Annotated in this window: 12 protein-coding genes; 9 read left to right on the top strand and 3 right to left on the bottom strand. The window is 72.7% G+C overall.

Annotation, left to right across the window (positions count from 1 at the left end; all coding sequences use genetic code 11):
* The first annotated feature begins 158 nt into the window (after positions 1–158).
* Positions 159–614: a nuclear transport factor 2 family protein gene (locus ACRAKJ_RS05690; protein WP_438919353.1), complete on the top strand. Its 456-nt coding sequence runs from the start codon at positions 159–161 to the stop codon at positions 612–614.
* Positions 615–704: 90 nt separating this feature from the next.
* On the opposite strand, the gene cspE is transcribed toward ACRAKJ_RS05690, so the two are convergent.
* The gene (cspE, locus tag ACRAKJ_RS05685) at positions 705–911 is read right to left on the bottom strand and encodes a transcription antiterminator/RNA stability regulator CspE (RefSeq protein ID WP_015098655.1); all 207 of its coding nucleotides are present in this window, start codon (positions 909–911) and stop codon (positions 705–707) included.
* A 246-nt stretch (positions 912–1,157) separates the two neighbouring features.
* On the opposite strand from cspE, the gene ACRAKJ_RS05680 reads away from it, so the two are divergent.
* Both ACRAKJ_RS05680 and ACRAKJ_RS05675 read left to right on the top strand, forming a co-directional pair.
* Positions 1,158–1,493, top strand: a complete 336-nt coding sequence (locus tag ACRAKJ_RS05680; protein ID WP_438926837.1) for a hypothetical protein — start codon at positions 1,158–1,160, stop codon at positions 1,491–1,493.
* A 23-nt stretch (positions 1,494–1,516) separates the two neighbouring features.
* Positions 1,517–2,245 carry a hypothetical protein gene (locus ACRAKJ_RS05675; RefSeq protein ID WP_438926836.1) on the top strand — a complete coding sequence of 243 codons (729 nt, stop codon included), beginning with the start codon at positions 1,517–1,519 and terminating at the stop codon, positions 2,243–2,245.
* A 233-nt stretch (positions 2,246–2,478) separates the two neighbouring features.
* Here the strand turns inward: ACRAKJ_RS05675 and ACRAKJ_RS05670 are convergent, their stop codons facing one another.
* Positions 2,479–3,588, bottom strand: a complete 1,110-nt coding sequence (locus ACRAKJ_RS05670; protein WP_438926835.1) for a substrate-binding domain-containing protein — start codon at positions 3,586–3,588, stop codon at positions 2,479–2,481.
* A gap of 314 nt (positions 3,589–3,902) precedes the next feature.
* Between ACRAKJ_RS05670 and ACRAKJ_RS05665 the strand changes: the two genes are divergently transcribed.
* Entirely contained in the window at positions 3,903–4,076 is a 174-nt protein-coding gene (locus ACRAKJ_RS05665; RefSeq protein WP_438926834.1) for a hypothetical protein, read from the top strand.
* Positions 4,077–4,139: 63 nt separating this feature from the next.
* On the opposite strand, the gene ACRAKJ_RS05660 is transcribed toward ACRAKJ_RS05665, so the two are convergent.
* The gene (locus tag ACRAKJ_RS05660; protein WP_438926839.1) at positions 4,140–7,100 is read right to left on the bottom strand and encodes a glycine--tRNA ligase; all 2,961 of its coding nucleotides are present in this window, start codon (positions 7,098–7,100) and stop codon (positions 4,140–4,142) included.
* Between the two features lie 190 nt (positions 7,101–7,290).
* Here ACRAKJ_RS05660 and ACRAKJ_RS05655 point away from each other — a divergent pair, with 190 nt between their 5' ends.
* The 5 genes from ACRAKJ_RS05655 (at position 7,291) to ACRAKJ_RS05635 (ending at position 12,501) form a co-directional block, all read left to right on the top strand.
* Positions 7,291–9,135 carry an LCP family protein gene (locus ACRAKJ_RS05655; protein WP_447008891.1) on the top strand — a complete coding sequence of 615 codons (1,845 nt, stop codon included), beginning with the start codon at positions 7,291–7,293 and terminating at the stop codon, positions 9,133–9,135.
* Between the two features lie 46 nt (positions 9,136–9,181).
* Positions 9,182–9,889 carry an ElyC/SanA/YdcF family protein gene (locus ACRAKJ_RS05650; RefSeq protein ID WP_438925564.1) on the top strand — a complete coding sequence of 236 codons (708 nt, stop codon included), beginning with the start codon at positions 9,182–9,184 and terminating at the stop codon, positions 9,887–9,889.
* A 129-nt stretch (positions 9,890–10,018) separates the two neighbouring features.
* Complete coding sequence (locus tag ACRAKJ_RS05645) at positions 10,019–10,501, top strand: helix-turn-helix domain-containing protein (protein ID WP_438925565.1); 483 nt, start codon at positions 10,019–10,021, stop codon at positions 10,499–10,501.
* Between the two features lie 114 nt (positions 10,502–10,615).
* Positions 10,616–11,794: a MurT ligase domain-containing protein gene (locus tag ACRAKJ_RS05640; RefSeq protein WP_438925566.1), complete on the top strand. Its 1,179-nt coding sequence runs from the start codon at positions 10,616–10,618 to the stop codon at positions 11,792–11,794.
* Positions 11,791–12,501, top strand: coding sequence for a type 1 glutamine amidotransferase (locus tag ACRAKJ_RS05635; protein ID WP_438925567.1), 711 nt, complete (start codon positions 11,791–11,793; stop codon positions 12,499–12,501). Before ACRAKJ_RS05640 ends, ACRAKJ_RS05635 begins: the two co-directional genes overlap by 4 nt.
* Positions 12,502–12,684: the final 183 nt, after the last annotated feature.

Here is a 12,684-nt window from a genome sequence, read left to right as displayed (position 1 = left end):
TCGGCCGCCGGGCGTGCCGACGTGTGCCGCAGCGACGGCCGGTCCGACCGGACGAGGCGGGCCCGCGCCGCGGTCGGGCGGCGCCCCTGCGTCTTGACTGGTCGGGCGAAAGCGGTGTTTGGTCGCTTCCTACCGGTTCGAGAGGGGGTCACGGGGCCGTGACCGCGTCCAAGGCACTGCGCGCGCTGCGCGAGGCGATCGTGCTCGAACTGCTCGAATGCGAGAACGAACACGAGTTCGACGCCGCCGTGGGCGCCTTCGACCACCCGCGGTGCGAGGTCGTCGCGACCGGCCAGGTGTTCGAGGGGCGCGACGAGCTGGCCGGGTACTACGCGCGGGTCCGGCGGGCGTGCCCCGACCGGCGCAGCACGCTCGTGGAGCTGCACCACGCGGACGACGCGGTCATCGCGGAGCTGGAGCTGGCGGGCACCCGACCGGGCGACCCGTGCGACTCGTGCGACGAGGGGCCCACCGGGCGGCCGTTCCGGGTGCGCACCACCGCGTTCTTCCTGTTCGACGGTGCACGCCTGGTCGGCCAGCGGCTGTACGGCGAGCACGTCGGGACGCCCGGCAGCGCCGCCGGTACGACCGCCGAACCGGCTCTGACGAGCTGAGGCACGGGTTCGGGAACGCGAAACGGGCCGCTGCCCCGTCACCGGGGCAGCGGCCCGTTCAACTCCGGGTCGGTGAGGACCCGAAAGGGGTCAGAGCGGTCGAACCGCCTGCGCCTGCGGGCCCTTCTGGCCCTGGCCGATTTCGAACTCCACCCGCTGGTTCTCCTCGAGCGTGCGGTAACCGTTGCTCTGGATCTCCGAGTAGTGCACGAACACGTCGGCGCCACCGTTGTCCGGGGAGATGAAGCCGAAGCCCTTCTCCGCGTTGAACCACTTGACGGTGCCCTGAACTGCCATCTTGCTACTTCTCCTCTAACAGGTGCCGGATCGCGCTTGCGACCACCGGGTCCGCTGCTGCGGGCTCCGGCCCTCCAGGAGGAGTGTTCAGCGCCCGCAACTCCGTTCCGCGAGCGTGGTGGAACACGAACACAGAAAGGTACGACCGCAGACAGTCAACCACGACCGGCCGCTCGTAGTCGAGCGGCAGAATGCGGCGAGTCGCACTGCTACGGTGGGTCCGGGCTCGATCACAGGGGGTCTGACATGCCGGAGCCGATGCTGGTCTCCATCGCCGCCTCGCTGGCCGCCAGAACGGCGTCCACGCTGTACGACCTGGTCAGGACCAGGTTCGCCGGTGACCCCGAGGCCGCCGGGGCGCTGGTCGCCGCGGACGGTCAGCCGGAGGGCTCCTCGCAGGTGGCGGCGTTGGGCGAGGCGCTGGAGCGGACCGCGGCGGCCGACCCGGGCTTCGCCGAGGCGCTGGGCCGCGAGTACGGGTCGGTCACCCAGACCGGTCGGGTGGTCAACCACATCTCCGGGACGGTGCACGGCAACGTGCTCCAGGCCGGCGACATCCAGGGCGGCGTCAGCTTCTCGTAGCCCCCCGGGGTGAAGATGGGGCGATGTACCCGCTCGACCTGCCCCAGTCCCGGTTGCTGTTCTTCTTCCTCGGCCTGGTGCTCACGTTCGTGTTCATCCGGATCAGCGTGCGCATGATCCGGGCCGGCGTCCGCTGGTGGCCGGGCAACTTCACGCCGGGCGGCACGCACATCCACCACGTCGTGTTCGGCGCGGTGTTCATGATGCTCGGCGGCGTGACCGGCCTGGCCGTGCCGGACGACGAGCACGGACTGCGGGTTGCCGCAGCCGCGTTGCTCGGCGTGGGGGCGGCGCTCGTGCTCGACGAGTTCGCGCTGATCCTGCACCTGCGTGACGTGTACTGGACGAAGGACGGCCGGTTGTCGGTCGACGCGGTGTTCCTGGCCGTCGGCATGACCGGCCTGCTGCTGCTCGGCGCCCGGCCCTTCGGCTACGACGAGGTGTACGGCGAGGGACGGCCGCTGCGCGTCCTGCTCATCCTGGTGAACCTCGCGTTCGCCGTCGTGGCGCTGCTCAAGGGCAAGGTGTGGACGGGCCTGCTCGGGCTGCTGGTGCCCGTGCTGCCCGAGATCGGGGCCGTGCGGCTGGCCAGGCCGGGGTCGCCGTGGGCGCGCTGGCGGTACGCGGAGGGTTCGCGCAAGCTGCGCCGCGCCTACCGCCGCGAGGCCCGCGTCCGCCAACCCCTGATCCGCGCGAAGATCCGCGTGCAGGAGTTCATCTCCGGTCGGCACGACCTGGACCCCGACGACTGACCCGCGAGTCATGCGCTCGCGACCCGCGTGTCATGCCTCCACGACCCCCGTGTCATGCGCTCGCGCCCCCCGTGTCATGCGCTCACGACTGACGGTGCGAGCCGCGAATGCAGGACACGAGGGTCACGAGCGTCTGACTCGCGGGTCGTGAACGTAGGACTCGCGGGTCGGGAACGTAGGACTCGCGGGGTGTGAGCGTTGGACTCGCGGGTCGGGAGGGCATGACTCGCGGGTCAGTTGACGAGGATGCCCAGTTCGGCGCAGTCGTCGGCGGTGTCGCCGTCGCACAGCTCGGCCGGCTTCACGGCGCCCTCGCCGACCAGCGCCCGCACGTCGTCGCGCGTCACCAGGTCCGCCCCGAGCAGCACCGACTTCACGTCCCGCCGGGACACGAGGTCGCGGGTGTTGCCGGTGGCCAGGTCGTCCGCGCCGGGCAGGTCGCCGCGCGCCACCGCGATGGCCAGCCGGGAGGCGGCCTCGGCCTCGTCGCGGATCGGCTTGTAGACCGTCATGCACTGCTCGCCGCGCAGCACCGCGCGCAGGCCCTCCAGCGTGGCGTCCTGGCCCGTCACCGGGACGCGGCCGGCCAGGCCCTTGGCCTTGAGGACCTCGATGACCGCGCCGGCGAGGCCGTCGTTCGCGGCCACCACGCCGTCGACCTTCCCGCCGTTGCCGTTGAGGATCTGCTCGAACGTGGCCTTGCCGATCAGCGGGTCCCACTTGTCGATGGCCTTGCTGTCGACGAGCTTCAGCGCGCCGCTGTCGTACTTCGGGCCCAGCTTGCGGCGCTGGCCGTCGGCGAACAGGGTCGCGTTGTTGTCCTGCGGCGCGCCCTGGATCTCGATGATGTTCGCGCCCGGCTTCTCGCCCAGGCAGCGCAGCAGGCCCTCGGCCTGGAGCTCGCCCACGTTGAGGTTGTCGAACGACACGTAGTACTCGGCGAGCCCGCCGAGGCTGATCCGGTCGTAGTTGATGACCGGGATGCCCGCGTCCTTGGCCTTGCGCTCGACGGCCGCACCGCCCTCGGGCGTCAGCGGGGTCGTCATCAGCACCTTGACGCCCCGGGCGATCATCTCGTCGGCGATGCTCGCGAACTTCGTCTCGTCGCCCTCCGCGTTGCGGATGTCGCCCTCGATGCCCGCGAAGCTGAACGCCTGGCTCAGCAGCGGCGCGTCCTGCTCGTCCCAGCGGTCCGACGACGAGCGGTCGGGCAGGATGACGCCGACGACCGGCTTGTCGGCGGGCGTGCCGGCGGCGGGGGCGAGCGGGTCCGTCCCGCCGCCGCACGCGGCGAGGGACAGGACGAGGAGGCCGCAGGACACGGCTCCGGTTAGCCTTCGCATTCGCCAACCCCTTGCTCGGGCGACATCGACGTTCAGTGACGGAAAACAGAATGTTGCGGAATTCCAACCCCCGGCGTGCGGGTTCGTCAAGACGTAGCAACCAGCCGGCTCCGAATGGGCCGCGCGACAGGCCCCGGTAGCCTTCACGGGACATCGAACCCGCTGGTTACGACGTTACTTTCGGGCGAAATATCACGCTCCGCACCCGATTGACTACGGAGCTAACACCGGCAAAGGGGGGCTCGTGTTCCTGCTATTTTTGTGCGAAGGTGTCGCCTGCCGAACCCTGGCCGGTCGTGTGAGGAGAAGACAGCGTGAGAATCGTCCCCGCAGCGCTGGTGGCCGCGATCGCCGCGGCCCTGCTCGCCCTGGGCGCCGGGTCGGCCGCCGCAGAACAGCCCACGCCGGACCACGACCCGGTCGCGGCCGTCTCGAAGTCGCTCGCCCTACCCCAGGCGATCGCGGCCGAGGACAACCGCGACATGTAGGCGCATGAAAATCCCCGCCTCCCGGTTCGACCGGGGGGCGGGGATTTTCGCACGTCCGAGGGCTCAGCCCAGGGCGGTGCCCAGCGCCTGCCAGTCCAGCACCGGCGCCGCCAGGTCCCGGATCGCCGCCAGCAGGCCCAGCCGGGCGCGCCTGACCCCCTCGTCCTCGGCCATCACCAGCACGTCGTCGAAGAACGTGTTCACCGGCGCGGTGAGGCCGGACGCCGCCGCGGCGAACGCGGCCAACCCCGTCACGCCCGAGGGCACCCGGGTCAGCGCCTCGTGCAGCGCCACCTCGGCCGGCTCGGTGAGCACCGCCGCGTCGTACTCGCCCACCGTGTCCGCGGGCACGATCCGCCGCACCCGCTGGAGCGCGGCGACCAGCGCGGCGAAGCCCGGGTCACCGGCCAGGTCGGTCAGCTCGGCCAACGTGGTGTCGGCGACCGCGGGCGCGTCGGCCAGCGGCAGCACGGCGTTGACGAACCGGTGGTCGTGGCCCGCGTCCAGCAGCTGCTGCTCGTAGCGCCGCACGGCGAACTCGCGCGCCACCTCCAGCGCACCGGCCGACAGCTCCGGTCCCTGCTCGGCCACCCCCCGCGCGGCCAGCGCGAGCGCCTTGGGCAGCGTGATGCCCTTCAGCTCCGGGAACGCCCGCAGCACGCTCACCGCGCCCAGCGCCGCCCGCCGCAGGCCGAACGGGTCGGAGCTGCCGGTGGGGTTCGCGCCGATCCCGAACAGGCCCGCCAGCAGGTCGAACCGGTCCGCCAGGGACAGCAGCGCGCCGGGCGTGGACGACGGCAGCGCGTCGCCCGCCGACCGGGGCAGCTCCATCTCGTAGAGCGCCGCCGCCACCTCCGGGGTCTCCCCCGCGCGCTCGGCGTACTCGCGGGCCATCACGCCCGCGAGGCTCGACAGCTCGATCACCATCTGCGAGCCCAGGTCGAACTTCGCCAGCTCGCCCGCCCGCGCCAGGGTCTTGTCGGCCGCGCCGACCTCCTCGGCCAGCCGCCCGGCGAGCACCGCGATGCGGGTCGCCCGGTCGGCCATCGAGCCGAGCTTGTCGGCGAACGTGAGCTTGTCCAACCCGGACTTCATGTCCGTCAGCGGCGTGCGCAGGTCGGCGCGCCAGAAGAACGCGGCGTCCTCGTACCGGGCGCGCAGCACGGCCTCGTTGCCGGCCCGCACCAGGTCCTCGTCGACCTCGCCGTTGGCGACGGCCACGAAGTGCGGCAGCAGCGACCCGTCGGCCTTGCGCACCGGCAGGTACCGCTGGTGCTTGCGCATGACCGTGGTGAGGATCTGCGCGGGCAGCTCCAGGTAGCGCTCCTCGAAGGACCCGAGGATGGGCGTGGGCCGCTCCACCAGGTTGGTCACCTCGTCGAGCACGCCGTCGAGGTCCACGACGCCGCCGACGGACGCGGCCAGTTCCTCGGCCCTCGCCACGATCGCCGCTCGCCGGGCCTTCGCCGACACGTCGATGCCGTGCCCGGCCAGGAACTCCGGGTAACCGTCCGCCGTGGACACCTCCACCACCGGGGTGTCGGCCGTGCGGTGCACGCGGGTCTTCGGCTCGGCGGACAGCGACGACACGGCCACCGGGACCGGCGTGGTGCCGAGCAGCGCGAGCAGCCACCGGATCGGGCGGGTGAACGACAGCTTCGGGTCGTTCCACTTCATGTTCTTCTCGGACCGCAGCTCGGCCACGACCTCGCCGAGCAGCCCGCTGAGGACCTCCACCGCGCCGCGGCCCGGGTCGGTGCGCACGAGGGCGACGTGCTCGACGCCGTTCTCGGTGACGCGGCCCAGCGCGGACACGTCCACGCCCTGCCCCCGGGCGAAGCCCTGGGCGGCCTTGGTCGGGTTGCCGTCGGCGTCGAACGCGGCCGACACGCGCGGTCCGCGCACGGTCTTCTCGGCGTCCGGCTCGCGCGCCTCCACGCCCGGCACGAGCACGACCACGCGGCGGGGCGTGCCGTGCACCTCGACGTCGCCGTGCGCGAGGCGGGTGGCCCCGAGCTTGTCGGCCACGGCCTTGGCGACCGCCTCCGTGGTGCGGGTCACCTCGTGCGGCGGCAGCTCCTCGGTGCCGATCTCGAACAGCAGCGTGTTCGAGCCCGTGACCTCGGCGAACGACTCCGGCAGCGCGGCCGGGGCGGGCACCTCGGCCTGGCCGAGCGGGTGGCCCAGCTCCTCGCGGCGGGCCGCCCACAGCTGGGCGACCTCACGGGCCAGGCCGCGCATCCGGCCGAACGCGCGGGCCCGCTCGGTGGTGCTGATCGCGCCCCGGGCGTCGAGCACGTTGAACGCGTGCGAGCACTTCAGCACGTAGTTGTGCGCGGGCACGGGCAGGCGGGCGTCGAGCATCCGGCGCGCCTCGGCGGCGTACTCCTCGAACATCCGCTTGTTCGCCTCGACGTCGGCGTCGTCGAGGTAGTAGCGGCTCATCTCGTACTCGGCCTGGCCGAACGCCTCGCCGTAGGAGATGCCGGGCGCGTAGGCGATGTCCTTGAAGTGGTCGACGCCCTGGAGCGCCATCATGATGCGCTCGATGCCGTAGGTGATCTCGACCGACACCGGGTCGAGCGACATGCCGCCGGCCTGCTGGAAGTAGGTGAACTGGGTGATCTCCAGGCCGTCGAGCCAGACCTCCCAGCCGAGGCCCCAGGCGCCGAGCGCGGGCGAGGCCCAGTTGTCCTCGACGAACCGCACGTCGTGGCCGCGCACGTCGATGCCGAGGGCTTCGAGGCTGCCCAGGTACAGCTCCTGGGGGTTGCCGGGGTCGGGCTTGAGGATCACCTGGAACTGGGTGTGGGTCTGGAGCCGGTTCGGGTTCTCGCCGTACCGCGCGTCGTCGGGCCGCACGCTGGGCTCGACGTAGGACACCCGCCACGGCTCGGGACCGAGCACCCTCAGCACGGTGGCGGGGTTCAACGTACCGGCGCCGACCTCCGTGTTGTACGGCTGCACGACGATGCAGCCCCGGTCGGTCCAGTACCTGGTCAGCGCGAGCAGCGCGTCCTGCATGGTCAGCACGGGGGAACAGTCTACGAACGTGACGAAACCGACCTCACAATCGGGTTACCGCGCTGGTCAGCGCGCGGCGAAACCCGGTATCACCACGTCACCCGGGGACGGCCTGTGCGACGCTGTGCGCAACCCGGGCGCCCCGTGATGCGTCCTCCGAGGCGTACCCGGGTACCAGGGAGGAGTGGGCGTGGACAACCGGCCGCCGAGGCCAGGCGAACCCGACGGGTTCCGCGGGCGACCAGCTCCCCCTCGTCGTCCCCCCGCGGCTCGGCCCAGGCGCGAGGGGGGCGGTGACGACGCGTTCCAGCCGGACCCGCGCCGCCGCCTCGACCCGCCGCCGGGACGCCCCGCGCGGCCCCGCCCCCGTGCCGACGACCCCACCGAGCGCGCCGAGCCGGTCACGCAGGTCGCCCGGCCCGAGCCGCCGCGCCGTGAACGCCCCGCCCCGCCCGCCCCGCCCGCGCGGTCCGGCGCCCGGGACGGCCGTGCCGCGGGCGCGCGGGCGCGTCCCGTGCGGACCGCGCCCGCGCGCAAGCCCCCGACGACCACCACGACGGTGGGCGCCGGCGCGCTCGTCGGCCGCACGGTCCTGGCGCTCGCCTCGGTGGCCGTGCTGCTGGGCACGGGCTACGCGTACGCCAACTTCCAGTCGCTGACCGAGAGCATCTCCACCACGGACGTGATCGGCGCGGAGGGCGGCGGCGAGAAGCCCGCCGACGGCTCGGTCGACATCCTCATGGTGGGCATGGACAGCCGCACCGACTCGAAGGGCAACCCGCTGCCGCGGGAGGTCCTCGACGAGCTCCAGGCGGGCGACGAGACGGCCGGCGGCCTGAACACCGACACGTTGATCCTGATGCACGTGCCGAACGACGGCGGCAAGGCCGTCGCGGTGTCGTTCCCGCGCGACTCGTACGTGAAGATCGCGGGCGGCTACGGCCGCCACAAGATCAACTCGGCGTACGGGTACGGCAAGGACGACGCCATCGAGCGCCTCAAGCGCGAGGGCGAGTCCGACCCGGCCCAGCTGGACGTCAAGTCCCGCAAGGACGGCGCGAAGAACCTCATCGCGACCGTCCAGGACCTCACCGGCGTCACCGTCGACCACTACGCCGAGATCAACCTGGTCGGGTTCTACGAGATCACCAAGGCCGTCGGCGGCGTGGACGTGTGCCTCAACCAGGCCACCCGGGACGAGTTCTCCGGCGCCGACTTCGCCGCCGGGCCGCAGAAGGTCCAGGGCCGCGAGGCGCTGGCGTTCGTCCGCCAGCGGTACGGGCTGCTGCGCGGCGACCTGGACCGGATCGTGCGCCAGCAGGTGTTCATGGCGGGTTTGGCCAAGCAGATCCTGTCCGCGGGCACGTTGTCCGACCCAGGCAGGCTCGGTGCCCTGATCGACGCCCTGAGCAGGTCCATCGTGCTCGACGAGGGCTGGGACGTGCTGAGGTTCGCCACCCAGATGAAGGACCTGACCGGCGGCAACCTCAAGTTCGAGACCATCCCGACCGGCGACCCGGAGCTCCAGACGCCCGAGGACGGCCTGGCGATCGAGGTCAAGGAACGGGACGTGCGGAAGTTCTTCGAGAACCTCGGCGCCGACCCGACCGCGCCGGGCTCCTCGTCCACCGCGCCGACCGTGGACCCGGCCGCGGTGACCGTCGAGGTGCGCAACGCCTCGGGCGTGGGCGGGCTGGCCGGCCGCGTGCTGCGGTCCCTGGTCGCCGAGGGGTACGTGGACGGCGGCTCGGGCAACGCCGCCGAGGAGGTGACGTCCTCCGCGGTGCGCCACGGCCTCGGCGGCGAGGACGGCGCGGCGGCCGTCGCCGACTTCCTCGGCGGCCTCGACGTCGAGGAGGACCCCGACGTCCCGACCGGGCACGTGCGGGTGTTCCTCGGCCCGGAGTACGACGGGCCGGGCGTCCAGGGCCTCGCCGGCGGGCCGCTGGTCGGCCTGGACGGCGCGCGGCGGCAGCCGGCGACGACCACGCCGGAGCAGCCCATCACCGCGGACGGGGTGCGCTGCGTCAACTGACCCGCGCGGGACCGGTCCGCGCGGGCGGAACTCGGGGGAGGCGTTCGTGGAGGACTTCGCGGGACGGGTGCGGGCGGGCGCGGGCCGGGCGGCGCGGCTGCTGCGGCGGCGCTGGCGGCGCGCGCTGGTCGTGACCGGGCTGCTGGTGCTGCTGGCGGCCACGCCGTGGGTGTGGGTGCGGGCGAGCAGCGCGCCGTACGTGCACGGCGCGGCGGACGTGCCCGAGGCGCCGGTGGCGCTGGTGCTGGGCGCGGGCCTGACCCGGTCCGGGGCGCCGACGCCGTTCCTGGCGGGCCGGCTGGACGTGGCGGCGGAGCTGTACCGGACCGGCAAGGTGAAGGTGCTGCTGGTCAGCGGGGACAACAGCACCACCGACTACGACGAGCCGAGCGCCATGCGCGGCTACCTGGTGCGCCGGGGCGTGCCCGAGCGGGTCGTCGTGGCCGACTACGCGGGCCTGGACACGTGGGACTCGTGCACGCGGGCCAAGCGGGTCTTCGGCGTCGAGCGGCTGACCGTGGTGACCCAGGGCTTCCACCTGCCGCGCGCCGTGGCGCTGTGCCGGTCGGCGGGCCTGGACGCGCGCGGCGTGGGCCACGACACGTCCCGGCGCTGGGCCACGACGACCGCCTACGGCCACTTCCGGGAGGTCTTCGCGGCGGGCAAGGCGATGTGGGACGGCGTGGTGGCCGAACCGGACCCCCGGTTCCTGGGGCCGACCGAGCAGGGGGTTACCCGTGCTCTCACCCCGTAAACGCTACTTTCGGTACTACTCGGTTAGCCCGATCGGGCGATAAATGGGACAACTCGCGTAAGCGATCCCAAAGTCGCGCTTTCCATCTGCGTGGGGTCTGTCGGGGCCCCCGCGGACGGAGGATCGACGGTGCAGATCGACACAGCGGCGTACCAGCGCGTGCTCGGGGACGAGCTGCGCAGCCTGCGCAAGCAGCGCGGATGGACCCGCAAGGAGCTCAACCGACGTTTGCAGAGCGAGATCTCGCTCCAGACGCTGGCCACCTACGAGCTGGGCACCCGCCAGTGCTCAGTGGTCCGGCTGGTGGAGATCTGCGTCGCCCTGGGCGTGCCCGCGCACCAGGTGCTGGCCCGGGTCCACGAACGTGTGTTCGGGGACGCCCCGGCCGGTCACCTGGCGGTGAACCTCAGCGCGGTCGTCGCCGACACGCGACCGCAGCTGCTGCCGCTGCGCCGCTGGGCCCAGGGCAGGCTCGCCCAGCTCGCCCCCGGGCAGCCGGCCGAGGTGCACCTGGACCTGCCCGCGCTGGAGTACATGGCGCAGTTGTGCCAGCTCAGCACGGTGGACCTGATCAGGACCCTGCGGGAGCTGGACAACCACCGACCCCGGTAGCATCGGGGGCACTCCCCCACCCCTGACCGTGCAGGAAGTCGCTTGCCGAACACTCCAGGTGCAGACCCAGCCCGCCTGCCGCTGCGCACCGCGGCCGCCGTGCGACTGGGCAACATGAGCTCGAAGCTGTCGCAGAAGATGGGCCTCGGCGCCGGTGGCATGATCGGCGGCCGGGTCGCGCTGCGGCTGGACCCGCAGGCGTTGGCGCACCTCACCCAGGGTCGCGCCGTCGCACTGGTGACCGGGACCAACGGCAAGACCACCAGCACGATGATGCTCAGCCGCGCCGTGTCGTTCCTCGGCGAGGTCGCCACCAACCACGGCGGCGCGAACATGCCGGACGGGCACGTGACCGCGCTGTCCAAGCAGCCCGACGCGCCGTACGCGGTGCTGGAGGTCGACGAGGGGTACTTCCCCGAGGTCGTGCGGGCGGCGGCGCCCGCCGTGGCCGTGCTGCTGAACCTGTCGCGCGACCAGCTCGACCGGGTCGGCGAGGTCCGCACCATCGAGAAGTCGCTGCGCACCGCGCTCAAGACGGTGACCGGGACCGTCGTCGCCAACTGCGACGACATCATGGTCACCTCGGCCGCGCGCGACTGCTCGAACGTGGTGTGGGTGGCCACCGGCACGGGCTGGCACAACGACGCGGCCTCGTGCCCGCGCTGCGGCGACCCGATCCGCTGGCAGGGCGAGCACTGGCACTGCACCGGCTGCGACCTCGCCCGGCCCCGGCCGAACTGGATCACCGGTGACGGCTGGCTGGTCACGCCGAACGGCGTGAAGGTCGAGCTGTCGCTGCGGCTGCCCGGCAAGTTCAACCAGGCCAACGCGGTGATGGCGACCGCCGCCGCCGCCGCGCTCGGCGTGCCCGTCGAGGAGGCCGTGCAGCGGCTGCGCGGCGTGTCCAACGTGGCCGGCCGGTACCGGACGATCCAGCGGACGGGCCACCGCGCCCGCCTGCTGCTGTCGAAGAACCCGGCCGGCTGGAGCGAGACGCTGACCGTGGTGCGCGAGGCCGACCACCCGGCCGTGCTCGTGATCAACGCGCACGAGGCCGACGGGCGCGACCTGTCGTGGCTGTGGGACGTGCCGTTCGAGCGGCTCCAGGGCCGCCAGGTCATCGCGTCCGGCGAACGCGCCACCGACCTGGCCGTCCGGCTCACCTACGCCGAGGTGCGGCACACGATCGTGCCCGACCCGCTGGCGGCGATCGACGCCATGCCGCCCGGCCCGGTCGAGGTCATCGCCAACTACACCGCTTTCCGGGACCTGAACGCGAGGGCCGCCGAGTGACGACGTCCAAGGTCCAGATCGCCCTGGTGCTGCCCGACCTGCTCGGCACCTACGGCGACTTCGGCAACGCGGTCGTGCTGGAGAAGCGCATGACGTGGCGGGGCATCCCCGCCGAGATCGTCACGGTGCGGTTCGGCGAGCCGGTGCCCGACTCGTGCGACATCTACGTGGTCGGCGGCGGCGAGGACACGGCGCAGACGCTGGCCGTGCGGCACCTGCGGGAGCACCCCGGGATGCAGCGCGCGGCGGCGCGCGGCGCGGTGGTCCTCGGCGTGTGCGCGGGCATCCAGATCTTCGGCGAGTCGTTCACCCGGGCCGACCAGGTCACGCACGCCGGCCTGGGCCTGATCGACTCGACGTCGCACGCGGGCGGCAGCCGGGCCATCGGCGAGGTGATCGCGACGCCCGCGAACGGCCTGTTCGACGGCATCCTGACGGGTTTCGAGAACCACCAGGGCCGCACCGTGCTGGGGCCGTCCGCGCAGCCGTTGGCGCACGTCAAGGTGGGTACCGGCAACGACGGCTCGGTGGAGGGCGCGGTCCAGGGCCGCATCCTGTGCACCTACCTGCACGGTCCCGTGCTGCCGCGCAACCCGCAGATCGCCGACCTCCTCATCGAGTGGGCCACCGGCACCAAGCCGGCCCCCCTCGAACTGGGCGACGTGACCCGCCTGCGGGCGGAACGCGCCAAGGCCGCCGGCGTCTGACCCGAGAGTCCAACACCCAGGCCCCGAGAGTCCAACGCTCAGACCTCGAGAGTCCAACCTCCAGGCCCCCTGAGTTCTACGTTCAGGCCGGAACACCGGCGGTCGTGAACGTAGAACTCAGGGGGCCTGAGCGTTGGACTCTCGGGGCCCGGGGGTACGACTCTCGGGGCCTGGGCGTTGGAC

Source organism: Saccharothrix sp. DSM 118769 (assembly GCF_052936295.1).
Note: the sequence above shows the minus strand (reverse complement) of the source record. Positions and strands in the feature narration are given on the sequence as shown.

Bases quoted from the DNA above. Each gene is read 5' to 3' on its own strand.
- ACRAKJ_RS05640 (WP_438925566.1), top strand. From the start codon at position 10,616: ATGAGCTCGAAGCTGTCGCAGAAGATGGGCCTCGGCGCCGGTGGCATG.
- ACRAKJ_RS05680 (WP_438926837.1), top strand. From the start codon at position 1,158: ATGCCGGAGCCGATGCTGGTCTCCATCGCCGCCTCGCTGGCCGCCAGA.
- cspE (WP_015098655.1), bottom strand. From the start codon at position 911: ATGGCAGTTCAGGGCACCGTCAAGTGGTTCAACGCGGAGAAGGGCTTC.
- ACRAKJ_RS05660 (WP_438926839.1), bottom strand. From the start codon at position 7,100: ATGCAGGACGCGCTGCTCGCGCTGACCAGGTACTGGACCGACCGGGGC.
- ACRAKJ_RS05675 (WP_438926836.1), top strand. From the start codon at position 1,517: ATGTACCCGCTCGACCTGCCCCAGTCCCGGTTGCTGTTCTTCTTCCTC.
- ACRAKJ_RS05670 (WP_438926835.1), bottom strand. From the start codon at position 3,588: ATGCGAAGGCTAACCGGAGCCGTGTCCTGCGGCCTCCTCGTCCTGTCC.